Raw genomic sequence first — 18,982 nt, forward strand, 5'->3', positions numbered from 1 at the left:
TCGTGGTTGACTCCGGATCAGCGCACTGAAACCGCAACTTCTGTTCCGACTGGTAGGTCGATTGACTCGCCGACGAGCTTCACTCCAGCGCCGTCGCGACCGAGCGCGAGCGCGATGCCCGTGACCGGGTCGCCGTTGGCCAGCACGGTCGGGTCGGTCCAGTCGACGGTCCGCCCGTCCGCGCGGCCGACGCGCTCGCCGAGCAGATACACGTCGCGTCCGTCGTCGGCGGGTGCGTCGGTAGTCAGGAGGCCGCCGCCGTCGTAGTGCGGGAGGCCGCCGTCGAGCACGCCTATCTGGTCGCCCGCGGCGTCGGTCGCGGCGAGCCCGGCGAAGCGCTCGCCGGGCGCGGGATGTGTGGGGGTGTCGAGGACCGCGTAGGTGTCGCCCGCGGCGACGACGCGGCCGGTGCCGTCCCAGTCGAGCGCGGTCACGGCGAGGTCAGGGTCGACCGCGAGCGGTAGCGACCCCGCGGCGCGGTGATAGTCCGCGCCGTACTCGCGGAAGCCGAGGTGGAGGTGGTTGGCGACCCACGGCGCGAAGAAGCCGGCGCGGACGAGCCGACCGAGCGAGTCGCCGACCGCGACGCGGTCGCCGGGTCCGACGGCGGGCTCGACGTGCAGGAGTCGGGCGACGCACTCGCCGGTGTCGACGAGTATCAGGTGGTCCTCCTCGGCCGCGTAGGGCTGCGACGGCGCCCGCACGGTCCGCGTCTCGACCACCTCGCCGGCCACGGGCGAGGGCGCGTCGACGGCGGGGCCGTCCTCGGGGTTCGGCCGGAGCGTGTCGCCGTCGGCGTCGCCGGGGTAGAGGTCGACGGCGCAGCCGCGGTCGTGAGCGGCGAAGGGGGAGTTGTAGAGGGTGACCCGCCGGAAGGGCGCGAGCGACTCGGCGGACAGCGTGACGTTCATCGGTGGCGGTCGACAACGGTGTAGATTCGTTTCACCTGTTTCTCACAGTTCGTCGAGCGGGATGCGGTCGAGGCCGACCGTCTCGTAGTCGAGTTCCGTCGACAGCACGCGGTGGTCTTCGGCTGCCGCGAACCCCGCGTGGAGCGCGTCAAACGGCGTCAACTGATGTTCGTCGATGAACGCTGCGGCGGCCAGCACGGCATCCTCGTGCCCACGAGGTCGTATCGGAACGAGTTCCACCAGATCCGTTACCGCTCGCGGGAGGTCTATCCGATACTCGGCGGCGGCCCGGTCGTAGAACAACACCAGCAGTTCCGCGTATGACAGGATCGACGTGTGGAGGTCGTCGTACTCGTCGAGCGCCGCGACGGCAGGGTCGTGCAACCAGTCGTCCTCCTTCGCGAGCGCGACGAGAAAGTCGGTTTCGACGTACACGAGTCACTCGTCCTCTCGTTGGCGCCGGTTCGCCTCCTCCTCGACGGTCCGCTCGATACTCTCCCGGGCCTCGGATTTCAGCGTCCCCACGTCCTCACCCTCGAACGCATCGCCAACTGCGTCTTTGAGCCCGGACAGGGGATCGTCGTCGACTGGAAAGAGCGCGACGTGGGTCGGAAGCTCGACGATCCGGTATCGGTCACCGAACCGCTCGCGCACGTCTTTCGGGAGGTAGAGCCGCCCCCGCTCGTCGGTGGTCTTCGACATACACGTATTTCGTGCCCGCCTACAGAAAAATATTCCCACAATTCTGGGTATCTTCCCGTACAGGATAACGGGGCATCCGAGCGGGAGCGTTTTGCGGCTCCCGGCCCGAAAGGACAGTATGCGCGTCTACCGCGGCCGCGCGGACAGTATCGAGGCCGACCGCGCGGTCTCGGAGCGGCTGGCCGAACGGGTCGCCACCGACCGCGAACCCGCGGTCCGGGTCTGGCGGCCCCACCGACAGGTCGCGTTCGGTCGACGCGACGCCCGCGCGGAGGGGTACGACGAGGCCCGCGCGGTCGCCGCGGAACGGGGCTTCCCGGCGGTCGAGCGCGAGGTGGGCGGCCGCGCCGTCGCCTACACCGGGTCGACGGCCGCGTTCACGCGGGTGCGGCCGGTCGCGGACCCGCGCTCGGGGCTGACCGAGCGCTACGACGCGGCGACGGCCGACCTGCTCGACGCCCTGGACGCCCTGGGCCTCGACGCCCGCGAGGGCGAGCCCGCCGACTCCTTTTGCCCGGGCACACACTCGGTCCAGGCCGACTGCGGCGGTCGGGCGCGGAAACTCGCCGGCCTGGCCCAGCGGGTGCGCGCCGACGCGGCGGTCGTCGCGGGCGTGCTCGTCGTCCGCGACCACGAAGCCATCGCGTCGGTGCTCGATCCGGTCTACGCGGCGCTGGACGTTCCCTTCGACGCGGAGGCGGTCGGGAGCGTCGCGCGGGCGGGGGGCGAGGCCGACCCGGACGCGGTCGTCGGGGCGGTCGAGCGGGCGCTGGTCGGTGGCGATCCGCCCGCGGCGTCGATAGAACGGGTCGGCTGAGCCCGCTGCCCGTCGAATACGTGCCGGCGAGTTGGAGGAAACCGCGGGACTTAGGGTACCGGACGTTCGAGGTGGGGTATGCTGTTCCGGAACGCGACGCTCGCGGACGGCCGCCGGCGGGACGTCCGCGTGTCGGGCGAGACGGTCGCCGCGGTCGGGGAGGACCTGGGCGGCCGGGAGGGCGAGCGGACGGTCGACGCGACCGGCAAGCGCCTGCTCCCGGGGATGATCGACGCGCACGTCCACTTCCGCGAGCCCGGCGACTCGCACAAGGAGGACTGGACGACGGGCTCGCGCAGCGCCGCCGCCGGGGGCGTGACGACCGTCGTCGACCAGCCCAACACCTCGCCGCCGACCGTCGACGGCGCCGCCTTCGACGAGAAGGCCGACCGCGCGGCCGACTCGCTGGTCGACTACGGCCTCAACGGCGGCGTCACCGCCGACTGGGACCCCGACTCGCTGCTCGACCGCGATCTCTTCGCCCTCGGCGAGGTCTTCCTCGCCGACTCGACCGGCAACATGGGCATCGAGGAGCCCCTGTTCCTCGACGCGCTCGCCGAGGCCGACGCCCGCGACGTGACCGTCACCGTCCACGCCGAGGACGCGGGCCTGTTCAACGTCTCCGCGAAGGAACGCGACGACGCCGACGCCTGGAGCGCCTACCGCACCGCCCGCGCCGAGGGCGCCGCCGTCGAGCGGGCCTGCGAGGTCGCCGCCGAGCGCGACACCACCATCCACATCGCACACACCTCCACCCCCAAGGGCATCGACACCGCGAAGGAGACGGGCATGACCTGCGAGGTCACGCCCCACCACATGTACCTCTCCCGCGACGACCTGCGCGAACTGGGTACCCACGGGCGGATGAACCCGCCGCTGCGCCGCGAGAAGCGCCGCCAGCGCGTCTACGACCGCGTCGTCGACGGGACCGTCGATATGATAGCGACGGACCACGCCCCCCACACCGCCGCGGAGAAAGACGCCGACATCTGGGACGCTCCGTCGGGGGTGCCCGGCGTCGAGACTGCCCTCCCGCTCCTGCTGGCCGACGCCCGGACCGGCGACCTGACCTACGAGCGCGTCCGGGACCTGACCGCCGCCAACCCCGCCGACGTGTTCGACCTGCCGTCGAAGGGCCGGGTCGCGGAGGGGATGGACGCCGACCTCGTGCTGGTCGACCCCGGGAAGACCCACCCGGTCCGCGCCGACCGGCTGCACACGAAGTGCGACTGGACGCCCTTCGAGGGCCGCGAGGCGGTCTTCCCCGAGCTGACGCTCGTGCGGGGGTCGGTCGTCTACGAGCGCGACTCCGACGACCGCCCCGGCGGGTCGAGCGAGTCGTTCGGCGACGCCGTCGGGCGGAACGTCCGGAGCGCCGGCGAGGCCACTGACGACGACCGGGTCCCGGCCGCGCGCGGCGACGAGACCGAGTCTATCGCCGACCTGGCCGCCGAGGTCGTCGAGGAGCGCCCCGACGACGACGGACGCTGAACGAATCGAACGCCCCTCTCCCCGGTCTGCTGCTCAGAACGCCCGCTCACGCGCGGCGGCGAGCCGCGACTCCGGTACCGGTCGGACGACCCCGTAGACGAACCGGTAGGGGAGCAGGCCGGCGCCGATCCCGGTCATCGCGACCGCGATCGCGTCGACGACCGACAGCGCCGTCAGCGCGCCCACGGCGCCGACGACGGCGGTGAACCCGACGACGAGCGCGATCGCGAGTCCGCCGCGGTAGTAGGGGTCCCAGTCGGCCACGCGGTGCTCCTCGGCGTACATGAGCGCGACCGTCCCCGCGGCGGCCGGGACCGCGAGCCACCAGCCGCTCCGCAGCCCCGCGAACCCGGTCATGCCGAAGCCGTACCCGAGCCACAGCAGGCCCATCCCGAGTTCGAGGAGGACCACGCGTCGGGCGGCGTCCATGTCCGGCGGTCCGTTCGGGCGAGTGAAAAACGTTCAGTCGTCGTCGACGGCGTCGGCGGCCGTGGCCTCGAAGTGGTGGCCGCAGTCGGGACACTCTACCTCGTCGTGGCGCAGCGCCGCGGAGTGCTCCCGGACCTCGCGCATCACCTCGGAGATCTCGTCCTCGGCCTCCAGCTCCTCCTCGACGGTGAGTTCGACGCCCTCCACTTCCAGCAGGAACTTCGCGACCTCGGTGGCCTCGTACATCACGTCGTCCAGTTCCTCGGCGGTGAAGAAGTCGCACATCGCCCCGTAGAGGAAGGTCGCGCCGGCCTTGCGGACCTTCTCCTCGAAGGAGGCTCGGGCCTGATTGACCGCCTGGGGTGTGTAGGTGTCGGTCATGAACGGGACGAGTTCGGGGAGGTTCTCGCCGATCTTGGTCATCTCGACGCCGGTTTCGGTGCGGAAGTCCGCGCAGAGGCGGGCGATGGCCCACTCGCGGGCCGTGATGTAGGTGCGCTCGCGGAGGAAGTCGTTGGCGCGGTCGTAGGTGCCGCCGTCGATCTTCTTGAAGCGGTCGTACTTGGCCACGTCCGGCGGCAGATCCGGGTCGGGCGTGTCCGCCGGTCCGGCGTCGCCCGCGTCCGGCGTGTCGACGGGGTCGTCGGCGTCGCTCCCCCCGGAGGCGTTCACGTCGTCGGCTTCGGAGTCGTCGGTCGGCTGTGTGTCGGCCGCCCGGTCCGGCGATTCGGCGTCCCCCTCGGTCGACGCCGCGTCCACGTCGCCCCCGTCGCCCTCGCCCGCTTCGGGTCCGTCGGTCATGGTCCCTTCTGTGTCGCCGCCCCGAAAAAGCGTGTCGGCGTCGTCGTCACACCGAACGAGCGCCGTCCGCTCGGTCCCAGTACAAGAATAGTTATAAACCTCGGATGGAAAGTGGTGTGTAGACACGTACCATGGCCAACACGACCTATCTCGCGAGCATGGTGTTGATGGGGCTGCTCGGGGTCGGGGTCGTCCTGTTCGTCCTCCGGTCGCGGCGGTGGCGCCACTACGTCCCCCGGGTCGCCCGGGAAGTGGCGGGCGGCGAGCGACCGCCCTCGGGGCTAGCGGGCCTCGCCGGGCGCACGGGCACGTGGACGGTCGCCTACGTCGCGCTCGTGCTCGGGTTCATGTTCGGCGCGATGGCCTACGCCAGCGGTGCGATCACCGGACCGGCGGTCATCGGTGCGGTCGTCGCCCTGGTCGCCAGCTTCCTCGTCGCGGGCGTCTACTTCGCGATGCGGGAGAACGGCCGCCCGAGCGCACAGGCGGCCGCCGGCGGCGCCGTCGCGACGGGCATGCTCGCCGTCGTCGCGATCACGATCGTGCTCGTCACGACCGGCTAATGGCCCACTCGACCCGCCGAGTCGCACGCTCCTGGCCGACCGGCGCGGGAGTGCTGGCCGCGGCCGTCGCGCTCGAGGGCGTCCTCGTCGCCGGCTACTTCCTCGCCACGCCGGGGACCGTCACCGTCCCGCGGTACGTCCTCTACCCGTTCGTCTGGATCAACGCCGTCCTCGTCGCCGCCTCCCGCACCCCGATCCCCTCGGCCCCGCCGCGCCGGCATCTCATCGCCGGCGCGCTCGCGGCCGGCTACTTCCTCGTCCTCGCCAACTGGGCCGGCCTGATCGGGCTGACCGTCGGCGGCCACCACCCGATCCCCGAGGGGATCCTCGGGCTCAGCGTCGGTTCCGGCTCGCCGGGCTGGGCCCGCGTCCGCCTGATCACCCGGACGTTCTACGTCTCCGTCGTCCCCTACCGCGTGATCGGCTACCTCGGGCTCACGTACCTCGTCTACGCCGCCATCGTCGACGCCAGCGGCGTCGTCGCCTCGGGTACCCTGGGCTTCGTCTCCTGTCTCAGCTGTTCCGCCCCGATCTTCGCCTCGGCGGTCACGGGCGTCCTCGGCGGCTGGGTCACGCTCATGTCGACCGCCATCGCCTACTCCGTGGACATCTCGACGGTCGCCTTCCTCGCGTCGGTCGCGCTGCTGTACTGGCGACCCGGGTTCCCCTCGCCGGGGAGCGACGGCGACGACGCAAGAGCGGAGTGAAAGACGGGAACCCGCTCAGTTCCCGGAGACGGTCGGCGGCTCGCAGGTCGAGGAGCTGTTCTGCCCGTCGACGAGGATGGCCGTCCGGAACGAGCAGTCGTAGCCGACCGGCGACTCGCCCGGGAGGCGGAACTGGCCGCCGGTTGCGGGGTTCTCGAAGACGACCTGGAACTGCGCGGTGACGGCCGTCGCCTCCACACCCGGACCCCTGTCCGCGCGGACGTGGCTGGTGAACCAGTCGTCGACCTGTCCGTTGTCCATCGTCACGCGGTAGGTGACCTCGCGGGTCTCGCCCGGCGCGATGACGGCGTCGGGGCCGAGACTTTCCGCCGAGAGGTCGCCGCTCTCGGCCTCGAAGGTGCGCACGTCGTTCATGTCGACGCTGACGCCGAGGCCGTCGGGCGACGCGGGCACCGGCACGTCGCCGGGGTTGTGGACGAGCAGGTGGAACCGGACGGTCGTCTCCGACTCCGACACGTCGCCCCAGGTCGCCCAGCCCCGCTGGACCTCGTAGCCGACGGTGACGCTGTCACTCCCGCCCAGCGGATCGTCACCGAGCACGTCCTCGCCGACCTCGCTCGCGCTCACGGACTCGGTGTAGGTGCCGCTGGTCTCGTTGACCGATGCCGACAGCGCGTCGACGACCGGCGTCGACTCGTTGAGCATCGTCCGGTTGCGGTGCACGTCGTGGCTTGCGCTGAACAGTGTGTTCACCTGCAGCGTCGCGTTGGCGTCCACGTGGACCGTCTCGTTCGCGCGGACGAACGCGACCCACCAGTCGGCCAGGCGGTCGTTGATCACGTCCGTTCGCAGTTGTTCGGTGCTGTTGTCCTTCGGGACCTCGATGTCTGACTTCGACCCTTCGGCCAGCAACACGTCGTTGAGGACGATGTCGTACTCCGCGGTGACGGTGTTGCCCAGCGAGACGCCGATTGGGTTGGGGTTGTCGACCCAGACGGTCGTCACGACCTCGGTGCGCTCGTCGGTGACCTCCCCCCAGTCGCCGCGGTCTTCCAGGCCAGCCGCCGGCGCGCCGATGATCCCGACGAGGTACAGGACGACCAGCAGGCCGACCAGTCCCCCGAGGGCGACCCCGATCCGCCGCGGCCAGGTCGCGACCAGCGAGGCCAGCCGCGACCCGTCACCGTCCGGGGCGGTCCCCCCGCCGCGATCTGCCGAACCAGCCTCTGACATGACTGGACGGACAGACAGCGTCGAGCGGATAAACGCTGGCGATCGGGGCCGAACCAGTTCGGTCACCTCCTCGTCGCCCCGAAAACGGCCCGACTCCTACAGGATCGAGTAGGCCGCAGCGGTCGTCAGCGCGAGCGCGACGAACAGCCCGCCGAGGAACAGGTAGGTGACCGACCGGGGCTCCCAGCGGAGGTGCATGTAGTAGGTTGCGACGAACGTCGCCTTGACGAACGACAGAGCGAGGATGATCCCGAACGCCGTCCAGTAGGTCCCCGGCGCGTCGAAGTTCACCATCCCGGTCTGTTCGACGAGCGCCTGCGTCGTCGACAGCGCCATCAGTACCACGAATATCGCGGTGTAGAGTTTGAATCGTGCCATGGTTACAGGATGTAGAAGAGGGGGAACAGGAACAGCCAGACGATGTCCACGAAGTGCCAGTACAGCCCGAAGTACTCCAGGCTGGAGTCGTCGTCAAGGTACGCGCCCTTCCAGGCCCGAGGGATCATGTACATGAGCATGATCAGCCCGACGATGACGTGGGCGCCGTGGAGCCCGGTGGTCAGGTAGAACGTCGACGAGGCGACGTTCGTGCCCACGTTCCAGCCGTTGGGGAACGCCTCCGTCGAGATGTGGAACAGGTGCTGCCACTCCAGGCCCTTGTTGATCAGGAAGCCGACGCCGAGCAGCCACGTCACGGTGAGACTGGCGACGACGCCCCGCCTGGAGTTTTTGTGCGCGGCGACCAGCGAGAGGACGACCGCGAAGCTGCTCGCCAGCAGCAGGTACGTGTTGACCAGCCCGGGGAACGTGACGTGGGCCTCGGGGATGAACGCGTGGTGCCAGTGGATCCAGCCATTGGCGACCCGCAGGAACAGGTACGAGCCGACGAACCCGCCGAACAGGACCACGTCGGAGGCCAGGAACGTCCACATCCCCAGCTTCATGTTCTCGACGCCGCCGAACGGCCACTGCTCCGCGACGGTGGGCTCGGGGACGTAAAAGGACTCGTTGGCGAAGCCGACGAAGCCGACCGCGCTCAACAGGCCGCCGACCGCGGTCAACCAGAGGTACGGGCCGCCGCTACGGATCCCCGAGACCCCGAGGAAGGTGAGGAAGCCGGCGAAACAGACCACGAACGGCCAGAAGCTCGCGTGGTCGGGATGTCGATCGCCCCCGTGGGCGGTGCCGGTTCCGGCCGCCGCCGGCGTCGCACTCGTCGCGCCGCTCACGAGTCCCGTCCCGCCGGCGGTCGCACCCTCCGTGCGGACGTTCCCGCCGTCGGTCGACGCGGTGGGGTCGTCGGCCGAGGGGGACCCTGTGGGCTCGTCGTCGCCGCTCCCGTCGGCGGTCAGTTCGGGCTCGTCGCGGAAGGAGAGCTTCCCGCCGGCGTAGCTGGGTTTGCCGGGGAAGTTCTCCAGCGGCGGGGGCGAGGAGACCGCCCACTCCGCGGTGGTCGAGTACTCCCAGGGGTTGTCGCCGACCTCCTCGCCGGTCGCCATGCTCTTGAACAGGTTGTAGAACATGACGAGGAAGGAGGCCCCGAGGATGAACCCGCCGACCGAGGCGACCTGGTGCCAGCTCGTCAGGCCGGGCGCGTAGTTGAACACACGACGGGGCGTCTCCCAGGCGACGAACAGCGGGAAGTACAGGAGGTTGAACCCGACGAAGTACAGCGCGAAGTGGACCTTGCCGAGGTACTCGTCGTACATCCGGCCGGTCATCTTCGGGAACCAGTAGTAGACCCCGGCGAACAGCCCGGTTGCGCCGCCGACCATCACGTAGTGGAAGTGCGCGACGACCCAGTAGGTGCCCCGGAACTCGTAGTCGAGCACGACCGCGCCGAGGAACACCCCCGTGATCCCGCCGATGATGAACAGGATCAGCGCGCCGAGCGAGAAGAGGAAGGGGGTGGTAAAGCGGATGCGACCCTTGATCATCGTGTAGATCAGCGAGAAGACCATCAGGTCGAACGGCAGGGAGATGCCGATGGTCGTGATCATGAAGAGGGTCTTTATCTCCAGGTTGATCCCGGTGAGGAACATGTGGTGCATCCAGACGACGAAGCTCTGGAGCGCGACCAGCACCATCGCGAGGACGAACCACTTGCGGCCGACGATGCGCTGGCCGGTGAACGTCTGGAAGCACTCGGCCATGATGCCCAGCGCCGGGAAGAAGACGATGTACACCTCGGGGTGGCCGAAGAACCAGAACAGGTGGGTCCACAGCAGCGTCCCGCCCTCCGCCGAGAAGTAGGTCACGCCGAAGAGGTGTTCGGCGGCGAGGATCATCAGCGCCGCCAGCAGGGCGGCGAAGGCGAAGAGCATCATCCACACCGTCAGGAGGATCGACATCGAGAACATCGGGAGGTCGCGCATCCGCAGGCCCTCGGCGCGCATGCGGTACATGGTGGTCAGGAAGTTGACCGACCCCATCGTCACCGCCGCGATGAACATGATGAGCGCGAGGACGACGGTCGTCGACCCGATGTTGGGCATGTACGTCGGGAGGTTCAGGGGGGCGTACATCGTCCAGCCGCCGTCGAACGTGCCGCCCTGGAAGAACGACGCGATAAAGAGCAGGCCCGAGAAGAGGTACGCCCAGTAGCTCATCGCATTGAGCCGCGGGAAGGCGAGGTCGTCGGCGCCGATCTGCAGTGGGACGAGGTAGTTGGCGAACCCGAAGGCGAACGGTGAGATGAACCAGAAGACCATCAGCAGGCCGTGGGCGGAGACGGCCTGGTTGTACGCGCCGGCACTGAGGATGCCCGCGCCGGGCGACCACAGCTGGACGCGCATCAGCATCGCGAGTACGCCCCCGAGGACGAGGAAGAACAGGGCCGTGATCGTGTAGAGGATGCCGATGTCCTTGTGGTTGGTCGTGACGAACCACCGCTTGACCGAACTCATCGGCGGGAACTCGTGGCCGCCGGCCTCGCCGTGGCTCATGGCGCACCACCCGCGCGTGCGGGGGCGAGCGCACCGGGCGCGTCGGGACCGCTCACGGCCGCTTCGGTGCCGTTACTTGCGGTCCCGTTCGCGGCGCTGGCGTTCGCCGGCTCCGTGGTCGCGTACCACTCGTCGAACGCGGACTCGTTCATCACCTCGACCTGCGCGGTCATGCCGGAGTGGCCCTCGCCGCAGATCTCGTAGCAGTTGGCCTGGTAGCTCCCCGGCTCGTCGGCGACGAACCAGGCGTTGGTGGTCTGGCCGGGGATCGCGTCGGCCTTCGCGCGCAACTCCGGTATTCCGAAGTTGTGGAACACGTCCTGCGATGTCACCGAGAGGTTGATCACCGTGTCCGTCGGGACGCGGAGCGTGCTGGCCTGAGCGCCGTTGGGGTAGGTGAACTGCCAGCCGAACCGGAAGCCGTCGACCTCCACCGTCATCACGTCACCCCCGTTCTGCTGGACCTCGGTGGGCTTGCCCTCGACGTACAGCAGCGACGCGTACGTCCAGATCACCAGCGAGAGGACGATGAACGCGCTGATACCGAACGAGAGGAACAGCTTCTTGCCCTTGCCCCCGCCCTCGGGCAGCTCGCCGACCTCCGGCCGGTCCACGTCGGGGGCGGGGTCCTCGTCCTCGCGGTAGCGGTACTTGTAGGCGTTGTACAGCGTGTAGGAGATGACGACGACCCCGACCAGCGTCCCCAGCCCCAGGAAGGCGACGAAGATGCTGTTGAACACCTCCGCCGGCGCCCGGACCCCGCTGGTCCCCGCCAGGACGGTGTCGCCGACCACCGCGCCACCTGCTTCTACCATGTTCGATCACCAACGATGCACCCGCTCTTATTGTTTGGGGCGTGTTGCCATCCCACTTTATACGCTGAACAGGCGCAATACCACGGCCTTCAGGCCGTGGATACGCGCCGTCACTTGTGCTCACAGTCCACCGTTCAAACGCCGTCACCGAGTTTCCCATAGTGACGTTTAAGTGATAGGACGCCCTACTGAGGAGTATGAATCGGTCGGAACGGAGCGGATTCCGAACCGTCCTTCGGAGGTGGCCTGTCCACCCATCTAATGAGACAGTATCCGAAAGGGCAGTCGGTGAACACACATGCTAGAAGCGTGTGCCCGTGCCGACTGCTCAAAGCGAGTCAGACGATACCCCCAAGTCCGGTGACGCGTGCCGGCGTCCCCGTGGCAAAAACAACACCGGGACGCCGTACACGGTCGAGGAGAGGGGTAACGGCGGCTTGGCACCGCCAGCAGTCCACCAGTCCGATACCGTGGGACTACCCGTGCCCGAAAGGGCTTGGAGTCCGGTGATTGGGCTGCGAACCTGAAACTCCCACCGCTCGGGATTCCTCCGCGGTTACGCGGAGGAGGGTGTCAACAACGAGCCGAACCGATTCGTATCCCGCCCTATTTTTCGGGAGGTTTTTGTCCGTCGCAGTGGTACGTGATGACATGGCAGACACGCGCGAACTGGAGGAGAGTGCCGTGGAGGGGGAGGAGTTCGACGACCCGACGGTGGTCGACGACGAGTTCGACCGGCTGTTCGGCATCGTCGCGGACGGCGTCGTCGGCGCGGCCGGGGGGCTCGTCGGGACGGCGCTGATGACGGTCGTGTTGCTCATCGGTGAGAGCTTCGGCGTGTTCACGCGCGCGTCGTTCGCGACGGTCACCGAGATGGTCGGGCTCGAGGGGCTGTTCCCGCCGGTGACCGCCGGGTACGTCCTGTTCGTCCTCGCCGGGATGTTCCCCTGGCCGCTACTCTTTGCCTCGCTGAAGGACTACCTGCCGGGCGCCCGGGACCCCGTCCACGGCCTCTACTTCGGGACGGCGCTGTGGACCGGGTTCGTCTTCGCCTTCTACGACGGCTACGCCGGCCTCGCCCTCGCCGGCTACCTGTTCGTCACGCTCGTCGCCCACTGGGTCTACGGGATCGGCCTCGGCGCCGTCTTCGAGTACCTCTCGACCCGCCCCGACACGCTGGTGTAGGCACCTGACCGGGAAGGGGGCGGCGTCGAACCGGTCGGTCGGGCCGAGCGGACGCGTCGGCCGCGATACCGTCGTTTTTGTCCCCCCGGGCCGTATCGCATCCATGGACAGGGGCCAGATCCTCGAACTCGTCGCCCACTATCTCGTCATCGTCGTGATCGTCACGGTCGTCCTCGGCGTCGTCCGGGCCGCCGTCGGCGATATCGGCTTCTGGGTCGAGCTCGTCGTCGTCGTCGTCATCGTCGCGCTGTATCGCCCGGTCGTCAAGGCTGTCGACATGGAGCCGAGCGCCTGGAAGCGCGAGTAAGCGGCGTGTTCGGACGACCGTCCGACCGGTCCGCGGGACGGGCCCCGAACGCGCCCCGGAGCACGGCCGCGGGGCTTGAAGACGGCGGCGCCCGACGGGGCGACCATGGAACGACGGGAAGACGTCCGGGACCTCGCGCGGGGACTGGTCTCGGTCCCGAGTCACGAGTCGGAGGCGGCGGCGGGCGACCGCATCGAGGCCTGGCTGCGCGAGCACACCGATGCCGCGGTCCGCCGCGACGACGCCGGCGGCGACGAGCGGGGCGGCAACGTGATCGCCAGGGAGGGGTCGGGCGAGACCACACTGGCGCTGGTCGGCCACCACGACGTGGTCCCGCCGGACGAGTCACAGGTCGAAGACGGCGAGTACGTCGTCCGGGCGGAACCCGCGGACGGCGAAGGCGGCGACAGCGATGGCGGGGCCGACGGCGACGCCGATGGCGACCGCCGGCTGTACGGCCGGGGCAGCGCCGATATGAAGGGCGCCGTCGCCGCGGCCATGTGTGCCTTCCGCGACGCCGACCCGCCGGCGGGGGTCGAACTGGTCTTCGCGTCGTTCGTCGGCGAGGAGGTCGGGGGCGTCGGCGCCCGCGCGGCCATCGACGAGGGGTTCGCCCCGGACTACGCGGTCGTCGGCGAGGGGTCGACCGGCTACTCCGCGTCGGGGGTCACCGACGTGGCCGTCGCCCACAAGGGCCGGCGCGGGTCGACGCTCGTCGCCGAGGGGACGGCCGCCCACGCCAGCGAAGTCGCGTCCGGCGTCAACGCCGTCTACCGCGCGACCGACGCCGTCGACATCGTCCGGGACCTGTCGTTCCCGAGTAGCGAGGTACTCGGCCGCGAACTGTCGGGGAGCATCGCGGTCACGGGGATCGAGGGCGGGTCGGCCTGGAACGTGATCCCCGAGCGCTGCGAGGTGACCGTCGACGAGCGAACGGTGCCGGGCGAGCGCGCCGACCTGGAGCGCGCGGAGACGGTCGACGGCGTCAGCTGGACCGTCGACCAGGACCTCCCGCCGATGGCCTGCGACGACCCCGCCTTCGCCGACGCGGTGCTCGCGGCGGCCCGCGACGCACACGAAACGGGGGGCGAAGCGGCGCCGGACGGGGAGACGGCAGACGGAGACGCGACCGCGCCGGGCGACGGACGGCCCGAGCAGGTGGTCAAACCCCACGCGACCGACGCCGGCTGGCTCGCCGACGCCGGGACGACCTGCGTGGTCTGTGGCCCCGCGGAACCCGGCGAGGCCCACACCGCGGACGAGAGCGTCTCGCTGCCCGTCCTCGACCGCTGTTACCGGATCTACCGCGGCGTCGCCGAGTCCTGGGCGGGGTGACCGCGTGTTTTTCACTCGACAGCTCCAAGGGTGGATATGCGGCGCCGAGCGTTCCTCGCGGCGGCGGTCGCGGCCGGGACGGCCGGCTGTCTGAGCGACGGTCCCGCGACCGACGAGGGGACCGACGACGGCGGGGACGTGACGAGCACGTCGGCCGACGGGGCGATAGGGCCGACGGAGAGAGCGGACGGGGCGACACCGACGGGAACGCCCGCCGCGACGGCCACCGGGACGCCGACCGCGACTCCGCCCGGGACAGCCACCGCGACCGCCTCGCCGACCCCGCTCGAACCCGGGACCCGCGAGGCCGTGTTCCCCGGCTACGAGACGACCGACGTTCGAGTGACGACCCCGGACGGGGAACGGCTGGGCTCGGTGACGGCCGCGGTCGCCGATACCGGAGATCTGCGCTTTACGGGCCTGAGCGACACCGAGTCGCTGCCCGAGGACATGGGGATGCTGTTCGTCTACGACTCGGTGGGGAGCCACACGTACGTGATGCGCGAGATGGACTTCGGGCTCGACATCGTCTACGCCGACGGCGATGGCGCGATCACCGAGATCCACCACGCGCCCGAGCCGGGACCGAACGAGGACGGCGAGGACCAGACCTACCCCGGCCGCGGCCAGTACGTGCTGGAGGTGAACCGCGGGTGGACCACCGAGCGCGGCGTCGAGACCGGCGACGTGTTGCGGTTCGAACTGTGATCGGAGCCGCTGGCGCGCGGCGGCGGACGGTCGATCCGCCGGGCGTCGAGCCCCCGACGGGTTCGCCGCCGACGCCGCACTCTTTGCCGTCGCCCACGGAACGCGACCCATGCGAGCCGCAGCCTTTACCGACCTGATCGGCCCCGAAGGCGTGCGCGTCGTCGACCGACCCGACCCCGGACCCCAGCGGGGCGAGGCCGTCGTCGACGTGGCGGCCTGCTCGATCAACCGCCACGACCTGTGGATCCTGGAGGGCGACTCCGCGATGGTCGACGCCGACGACCTCCCGTTCGTCTCCGGGCTCGACGTGGCCGGCCGGGTCCGCGAAGTCGGCCCCGACGTGTCGGCCGTCGAACCGGGCGACCGGGTGGTCCTCTGCCCCAACGAGACCTGCGGAGCCTGCCGGTTCTGCCGCGAGGGGCCCGAGAACATGTGCGAGCACTTCTCGCTGTACCACGGCGGCCTGGCCGAACGGGCCCGGGTGACGGCCGACCGGCTCGTCGCCCTCCCCGACGGCGTCGAGGCGACCACGGCCGCGGCGCTCCCCACCGCGTACGTGACCGCCGACCGGATGTTGCGACGCGCCGACGTGGCGGCCGGCGACCGGGTGTTCGTCCCCGGCGCCACCGGCGGCGTCGGCGTCGCGACCGTCCAGCTCTGTGACGCCCTCGGGATCGAGACGGTCGGCACCTCGCGCTCGGCGAGCAAACTAAATCGGGTCCGCGAGGCCGGGCTGGACCGGGGGATCGAGTCCGCCGACACCGCCGAGATCGAGGCCGCCGTCGACGAGCCGGTCGACGCCGTCGTCAACCACCTCGGCGGCGAGTACTCGCGACTCGGCCAGTCCGTCCTCCGACGCGGCGGCACGATGGTCGTCTGCGGCCGCACCGCCGGCGGGACCTCCGAGTTCGACGTGGCCGACCTCTTCCTGGCCCACAAGCGGATCGTCGGCTCCACGATGGGCACCCAGCCCGACCTCGAACGGCTGGTCGACCTCGTCGCCGACGGCGCCTTCGACCCGGTGATCGACGAGACCTACCCGCTGGCCGAGACCGGCGCGGCCTTCGCGGCGATGCAGGACCGCGAGAGCGTCGGGAAACTGGTGGTGACGCCGTAGCGACGGACGGAACTGCCGCTCACGAACGAAGTGTCCGAAAATATAGTCCTGGGAGGATTCGAACCTCCGTCGTAGCCCCCAGAAGGCTACATGATTGGCCACTACACCACAGGACTTCACCCGAGTATACTGCGGTCCCGTATTTCAGTGTTGCGGACTCGAACGTGCCGTGTTACCGTGGTTCAGTCGTTTTCGCTCCGTCGCTCCCGTCGTCGGTCGGGGGTTCGAAGTGTTCGCGACGGTGGCAATTCGCGCAGAGAACGACACATCGGTCGACTTCCGAGCGGACTTCGCTCTCGTCGGCACCGTCGGAGATCAGTTGCCCGACGCCCGCGGACTTCTCGTCAGGGTCCGGGTGGTGGAACTGGAGACACGAGGGGTCGTCCTCGGCACAGCGACGACAGCCGCGGTCGCGGCGGTACTCGTAGGACCACGCTCGCAGGCGTTCGCGTTTCGACCGCGGTCCGCCGTCGCGGTCGACGACCGCCGGCCCCCGGTCGTGGCGCTTCCGGTGACAGTTCGCGCAGAGCACGTCGCACTTCTCGAACTCCTCGCGGAGCGCCTCCCGGCCGTGGCCGTGCGTTATCATGTCGGTGACGGCCATCGCTTTCGTCTCACCGTCCAGGTGGTGAAAGTCCAGGCAGGCCGGGTCGGACTCGCCGCAGTCGGCGCAGCCCCGCTCGCGCTTCCGTTCGTTGGCCCACGCGCGGAGTCGCGCCCGCCGGCGAAGCGTTCGTTCGGTGTTGTGCTCCGGGTTCCGGTAGTGCCATCGCTGGTCCTGCGAGAGGTCCTCCCACGTCTCACCGTCAGGAAGCTCGACCCCGTCGGGTTTCGGCGCGACCCGGGACCCGCGCGACGCGTTCGTCGATAGTCCCGCCCGTTCCTTCGCCTCGTTCCACCCGCCGACGACCCGAAGGATCGTCGACGCCGCGGGCGTCAACCCCAGTTCCTCGTACTGCGCCTTCGACGGCGACTCCCCCAACTGCTCCGCGGCCTCCCGCAGCGACTCGATACACTCCTGTTCCGTCCTCTCCATGTACGTCCGCTTGCCCTCGTTTCTCCCCAAGTATCTACGGGACGGTGAGTGTCGGATTACAACTCCCGCTCGTAGAAGCGCATCTCCCCGACCGGCGTCGACTCCCGACGCGTCTCGGCGTAGCCGAACGACTCGTAGAGGGCGACCGCGCTCTCCTGGTCCGGCGTCGTGTCCAGCACCAGCCGGTCGAAACCCGATTCCCGCGCACGAGATTCGAGTTCCCGGAGGATCCGACTCCCGAAACCCCGTCGCTGGTGGGCGGGATCGACGCGCATTCGCCGGACGACCGCCGCGTCGGGGTCCGTCTCGTGGTGGTCGACCTCGGTCGAGAGCTGGGGCGCGCCCATGGCGACGATTTCGCTCCTGGAGCCGTCGGTCCCACCGATCTCCCCCACGAGGAACTCCCCGCCGGCGTCGAGGTACGCGGATTCGACCGCCCGGAGGTCGGCGTCGCGGTGGGCGTACTCCTCGTCGTAGGCGCCGATGTCGCGGAGCGCCCGCTCGTGGAGGTCCCAGACCGCTTCGGCGTCGTCGGGTTCGTACCGGCGGACCGTGAGTTCGGACACGGTCTATCGGTGGGTCGCTCCTGTGAAAGTGTCACTGGGGACGGCAACGACTGCCGCTCGCTCGGCGTGTTTCGACCGCCGGCAACGGCGATCGCTGAAACCCCTCGGCTCGCCCGCTCTGAACTGACTCGACAGCACTCGACGGTGAGCACTGAAAGCCCTCGGCCCGCTCGCGGTCGCTGAGCGGGATATCCGCGCTCTCCGCACCGCCCGCGCGGATAGTGCCCACTCAGGCGACTGCACGAGCGCGAGCGCGCCTCGCCCTTTCAGTCCGCCAGGACAGCAACGCGGCTGCACAGCACCGCAGACGGCCACACACCTCCCCAGCCGATTCCCTCGCTCGCGTTGCTCGCTCAGTCATCCCTCGCGCGATTCCATCGCGCGCATGAAAGCGCGCTCCAGCGCGCGCCGCGTAGAAAGCCTCCCTCAGATCTCGTCGGCGGTGGGGTAGTCGGTGCCGAACACGTCCTCGACGACGGGGTCGCCGCCGTCGTCCGCCGGTTCGCCGCTCTCGGTCGTCCCGTCGGTCTCCTCGTCCGCCTCGTCGGCGGGGCTGACGCTGCCCGTGCGGTAGCCGTCGAGGTCGAGCGTGACGTGGTCGAAGCCGAGTTCGCCGATGTACTGGCGGGCGGCGCGGACGAACTCGGGGTCCAGCGCCTCGTCCAGTTCGTCCTCCCCGACCTCGATGCGGGCGATGCCGTCGTGGTCGCGCACGCGGAACTGCTCGAACCCCCAGGTCCGCAGGACGGTCTCGGCCTGTTCGATGCGCGAGAGGCGCTCCTCGGTCACTTCGAGGCCCGTGGGGATCCGCGAGGAGAGGCAGGCCATCGAGGGCTTGTCCGCGACGGAGAGGCCGTAGTCGTCGGCGATCTCACGGACCTCGGACTTGCCGATGCCGTGCTCCAGCAGGGGGGAGTAGGCGTCCAGTTCCTCGACCGCCTGCAGGCCGGGGCGGTGGCCCTCACCGGGGTCGGAGGCGTTGGTCCCGTCGCAGACCACGTCGATGCCCAGTTCCTCGGCGTGGTCGAACATCGCGCCGAGCCGCATGGTGCGACAGTGGTAACAGCGGTCGTCGCCGTTCTCGACGAACGCCTGGCTGTCGAGCTCGGAGAACTCGACGATCTCGTGGCGGATGCCGATCTCCTCGGCGACGCGGCGGGCGTCGTCGAGTTCGGCGTCGGGGAGCGTCTCGCTTTTGGCCGTGCAGGCGACGGCGTCGTCGCCGAGCGCGTCGTGGGCGATGGCGGCGACGGCGCTGGAGTCCACACCGCCCGAGAAGGCGACGAGGACGCCGTCGCGGTCGGCCAGGTCGGCGCGCGCGGCGGCGAGCTTGTCGGCGACCGGAGTGCTCAT

21 protein-coding genes and 1 tRNA gene are annotated in these 18,982 nt (G+C 69.8%); 9 read left to right on the plus strand and 13 right to left on the minus strand.

What is annotated here, in order from left to right; translation table 11 throughout:
- Positions 1-17: 17 nt before the first annotated feature.
- Genes ACMGFG_RS08575 through ACMGFG_RS08585 form a run of 3 tightly spaced genes read right to left on the minus strand, consistent with a single transcriptional unit; the run spans position 18 to position 1,613 of the window.
- A complete protein-coding gene (locus ACMGFG_RS08575; protein WP_436929925.1) occupies positions 18-911 on the minus strand; it encodes a DUF8155 domain-containing protein in 894 nt (297 codons plus the stop codon).
- Positions 912-953: 42 nt separating this feature from the next.
- Complete coding sequence (locus tag ACMGFG_RS08580; RefSeq protein WP_436929926.1) at positions 954-1,346, minus strand: PIN domain-containing protein; 393 nt, start codon at positions 1,344-1,346, stop codon at positions 954-956.
- A gap of 3 nt (positions 1,347-1,349) precedes the next feature.
- Positions 1,350-1,613 carry an AbrB/MazE/SpoVT family DNA-binding domain-containing protein gene (locus ACMGFG_RS08585; RefSeq protein ID WP_436929927.1) on the minus strand — a complete coding sequence of 88 codons (264 nt, stop codon included), beginning with the start codon at positions 1,611-1,613 and terminating at the stop codon, positions 1,350-1,352.
- A gap of 118 nt (positions 1,614-1,731) precedes the next feature.
- On the opposite strand from ACMGFG_RS08585, the gene ACMGFG_RS08590 reads away from it, so the two are divergent.
- Both ACMGFG_RS08590 and ACMGFG_RS08595 read left to right on the plus strand, forming a co-directional pair.
- Positions 1,732-2,430, plus strand: a complete 699-nt coding sequence (locus ACMGFG_RS08590) for a lipoyl protein ligase domain-containing protein (protein WP_436929928.1) — start codon at positions 1,732-1,734, stop codon at positions 2,428-2,430.
- A 78-nt stretch (positions 2,431-2,508) separates the two neighbouring features.
- Positions 2,509-3,921, plus strand: coding sequence for a dihydroorotase (locus tag ACMGFG_RS08595; RefSeq protein WP_436929929.1), 1,413 nt, complete (start codon positions 2,509-2,511; stop codon positions 3,919-3,921).
- Between the two features lie 33 nt (positions 3,922-3,954).
- Here ACMGFG_RS08595 and ACMGFG_RS08600 read toward each other — a convergent pair whose 3' ends face one another.
- Both ACMGFG_RS08600 and ACMGFG_RS08605 read right to left on the minus strand, forming a co-directional pair.
- Entirely contained in the window at positions 3,955-4,350 is a 396-nt protein-coding gene (locus ACMGFG_RS08600) for a hypothetical protein (protein ID WP_436929930.1), read from the minus strand.
- Between the two features lie 33 nt (positions 4,351-4,383).
- Positions 4,384-5,151 carry a DUF5806 family protein gene (locus tag ACMGFG_RS08605; RefSeq protein WP_436929931.1) on the minus strand — a complete coding sequence of 256 codons (768 nt, stop codon included), beginning with the start codon at positions 5,149-5,151 and terminating at the stop codon, positions 4,384-4,386.
- Between the two features lie 131 nt (positions 5,152-5,282).
- Here ACMGFG_RS08605 and ACMGFG_RS08610 point away from each other — a divergent pair, with 131 nt between their 5' ends.
- Both ACMGFG_RS08610 and ACMGFG_RS08615 read left to right on the plus strand, forming a co-directional pair.
- Positions 5,283-5,714, plus strand: coding sequence for a hypothetical protein (locus ACMGFG_RS08610; RefSeq protein WP_436929932.1), 432 nt, complete (start codon positions 5,283-5,285; stop codon positions 5,712-5,714).
- Positions 5,714-6,421: a DUF7546 family protein gene (locus tag ACMGFG_RS08615; protein ID WP_436929933.1), complete on the plus strand. Its 708-nt coding sequence runs from the start codon at positions 5,714-5,716 to the stop codon at positions 6,419-6,421. The genes ACMGFG_RS08610 and ACMGFG_RS08615 overlap by 1 nt, the downstream gene beginning before the upstream one ends.
- Before the next feature lie 15 nt (positions 6,422-6,436).
- On the opposite strand, the gene ACMGFG_RS08620 is transcribed toward ACMGFG_RS08615, so the two are convergent.
- From ACMGFG_RS08620 to coxB, 4 genes are all read right to left on the minus strand, one after another.
- A complete protein-coding gene (locus tag ACMGFG_RS08620) occupies positions 6,437-7,615 on the minus strand; it encodes an LEA type 2 family protein (protein WP_436929934.1) in 1,179 nt (392 codons plus the stop codon).
- 96 nt (positions 7,616-7,711) lie between these two features.
- Positions 7,712-7,993 (minus strand): cytochrome C oxidase subunit IV family protein, encoded by a 282-nt coding sequence (locus tag ACMGFG_RS08625; protein WP_436929935.1) that lies wholly within the window; start codon positions 7,991-7,993, stop codon positions 7,712-7,714.
- Positions 7,994-7,995: 2 nt separating this feature from the next.
- The gene (locus tag ACMGFG_RS08630) at positions 7,996-10,560 is read right to left on the minus strand and encodes a cbb3-type cytochrome c oxidase subunit I (RefSeq protein ID WP_436929936.1); all 2,565 of its coding nucleotides are present in this window, start codon (positions 10,558-10,560) and stop codon (positions 7,996-7,998) included.
- On the minus strand, positions 10,557-11,375 hold the full coding sequence (gene coxB, locus ACMGFG_RS08635) for a cytochrome c oxidase subunit II (RefSeq protein ID WP_436929937.1): 819 nt from the start codon (positions 11,373-11,375) through the stop codon (positions 10,557-10,559). The genes ACMGFG_RS08630 and coxB overlap by 4 nt, the downstream gene beginning before the upstream one ends.
- Before the next feature lie 651 nt (positions 11,376-12,026).
- Between coxB and ACMGFG_RS08640 the strand changes: the two genes are divergently transcribed.
- The 5 genes from ACMGFG_RS08640 (at position 12,027) to ACMGFG_RS08660 (ending at position 16,027) form a co-directional block, all read left to right on the plus strand.
- Entirely contained in the window at positions 12,027-12,560 is a 534-nt protein-coding gene (locus ACMGFG_RS08640; RefSeq protein WP_436929938.1) for a DUF6789 family protein, read from the plus strand.
- Positions 12,561-12,663: 103 nt separating this feature from the next.
- A complete protein-coding gene (locus ACMGFG_RS08645) occupies positions 12,664-12,867 on the plus strand; it encodes a hypothetical protein (protein WP_436929939.1) in 204 nt (67 codons plus the stop codon).
- Positions 12,868-12,972: 105 nt separating this feature from the next.
- Complete coding sequence (locus ACMGFG_RS08650; protein WP_436929940.1) at positions 12,973-14,202, plus strand: M20 family metallopeptidase; 1,230 nt, start codon at positions 12,973-12,975, stop codon at positions 14,200-14,202.
- Between the two features lie 36 nt (positions 14,203-14,238).
- A complete protein-coding gene (locus ACMGFG_RS08655) occupies positions 14,239-14,910 on the plus strand; it encodes a DUF192 domain-containing protein (RefSeq protein ID WP_436929941.1) in 672 nt (223 codons plus the stop codon).
- Between the two features lie 109 nt (positions 14,911-15,019).
- Positions 15,020-16,027, plus strand: a complete 1,008-nt coding sequence (locus ACMGFG_RS08660; protein ID WP_436929942.1) for an alcohol dehydrogenase catalytic domain-containing protein — start codon at positions 15,020-15,022, stop codon at positions 16,025-16,027.
- Positions 16,028-16,070: 43 nt separating this feature from the next.
- Here the strand turns inward: ACMGFG_RS08660 and ACMGFG_RS08665 are convergent.
- From ACMGFG_RS08665 to larE, 4 genes are all read right to left on the minus strand, one after another.
- Positions 16,071-16,143: transfer RNA gene (locus tag ACMGFG_RS08665), tRNA-Gln, on the minus strand.
- 56 nt (positions 16,144-16,199) lie between these two features.
- Entirely contained in the window at positions 16,200-17,063 is an 864-nt protein-coding gene (locus ACMGFG_RS08670; protein ID WP_436929943.1) for a homing endonuclease associated repeat-containing protein, read from the minus strand.
- A 56-nt stretch (positions 17,064-17,119) separates the two neighbouring features.
- Complete coding sequence (locus ACMGFG_RS08675) at positions 17,120-17,629, minus strand: GNAT family N-acetyltransferase (RefSeq protein WP_436929944.1); 510 nt, start codon at positions 17,627-17,629, stop codon at positions 17,120-17,122.
- A gap of 426 nt (positions 17,630-18,055) precedes the next feature.
- The gene (gene larE, locus ACMGFG_RS08680; RefSeq protein ID WP_436929945.1) at positions 18,056-18,982 is read right to left on the minus strand and encodes an ATP-dependent sacrificial sulfur transferase LarE; all 927 of its coding nucleotides are present in this window, start codon (positions 18,980-18,982) and stop codon (positions 18,056-18,058) included.

It is taken from the genome of Halosimplex halobium (assembly GCF_051414055.1).
In the GTDB taxonomy this organism is placed as follows: Archaea; Halobacteriota; Halobacteria; order Halobacteriales; family Haloarculaceae; genus Halosimplex; species Halosimplex halobium.

Excerpts from the sequence above, each read along its gene's own strand:
- ACMGFG_RS08575 (WP_436929925.1), bottom strand. The coding sequence starts at position 911 with ATGAACGTCACGCTGTCCGCCGAGTCGCTCGCGCCCTTCCGGCGGGTC.
- ACMGFG_RS08585 (WP_436929927.1), bottom strand. The coding sequence starts at position 1,613 with ATGTCGAAGACCACCGACGAGCGGGGGCGGCTCTACCTCCCGAAAGAC.
- ACMGFG_RS08590 (WP_436929928.1), top strand. The coding sequence starts at position 1,732 with ATGCGCGTCTACCGCGGCCGCGCGGACAGTATCGAGGCCGACCGCGCG.
- ACMGFG_RS08595 (WP_436929929.1), top strand. The coding sequence starts at position 2,509 with ATGCTGTTCCGGAACGCGACGCTCGCGGACGGCCGCCGGCGGGACGTC.
- ACMGFG_RS08600 (WP_436929930.1), bottom strand. The coding sequence starts at position 4,350 with ATGGACGCCGCCCGACGCGTGGTCCTCCTCGAACTCGGGATGGGCCTG.
- ACMGFG_RS08605 (WP_436929931.1), bottom strand. The coding sequence starts at position 5,151 with ATGACCGACGGACCCGAAGCGGGCGAGGGCGACGGGGGCGACGTGGAC.
- ACMGFG_RS08610 (WP_436929932.1), top strand. The coding sequence starts at position 5,283 with ATGGCCAACACGACCTATCTCGCGAGCATGGTGTTGATGGGGCTGCTC.
- ACMGFG_RS08615 (WP_436929933.1), top strand. The coding sequence starts at position 5,714 with ATGGCCCACTCGACCCGCCGAGTCGCACGCTCCTGGCCGACCGGCGCG.
- ACMGFG_RS08620 (WP_436929934.1), bottom strand. The coding sequence starts at position 7,615 with ATGTCAGAGGCTGGTTCGGCAGATCGCGGCGGGGGGACCGCCCCGGAC.
- ACMGFG_RS08625 (WP_436929935.1), bottom strand. The coding sequence starts at position 7,993 with ATGGCACGATTCAAACTCTACACCGCGATATTCGTGGTACTGATGGCG.
- ACMGFG_RS08630 (WP_436929936.1), bottom strand. The coding sequence starts at position 10,560 with ATGAGCCACGGCGAGGCCGGCGGCCACGAGTTCCCGCCGATGAGTTCG.
- coxB (WP_436929937.1), bottom strand. The coding sequence starts at position 11,375 with ATGGTAGAAGCAGGTGGCGCGGTGGTCGGCGACACCGTCCTGGCGGGG.
- ACMGFG_RS08640 (WP_436929938.1), top strand. The coding sequence starts at position 12,027 with ATGGCAGACACGCGCGAACTGGAGGAGAGTGCCGTGGAGGGGGAGGAG.
- ACMGFG_RS08645 (WP_436929939.1), top strand. The coding sequence starts at position 12,664 with ATGGACAGGGGCCAGATCCTCGAACTCGTCGCCCACTATCTCGTCATC.
- ACMGFG_RS08650 (WP_436929940.1), top strand. The coding sequence starts at position 12,973 with ATGGAACGACGGGAAGACGTCCGGGACCTCGCGCGGGGACTGGTCTCG.
- ACMGFG_RS08655 (WP_436929941.1), top strand. The coding sequence starts at position 14,239 with ATGCGGCGCCGAGCGTTCCTCGCGGCGGCGGTCGCGGCCGGGACGGCC.
- ACMGFG_RS08660 (WP_436929942.1), top strand. The coding sequence starts at position 15,020 with ATGCGAGCCGCAGCCTTTACCGACCTGATCGGCCCCGAAGGCGTGCGC.
- ACMGFG_RS08670 (WP_436929943.1), bottom strand. The coding sequence starts at position 17,063 with ATGGAGAGGACGGAACAGGAGTGTATCGAGTCGCTGCGGGAGGCCGCG.
- larE (WP_436929945.1), bottom strand. The coding sequence starts at position 18,982 with ATGAGCACTCCGGTCGCCGACAAGCTCGCCGCCGCGCGCGCCGACCTG.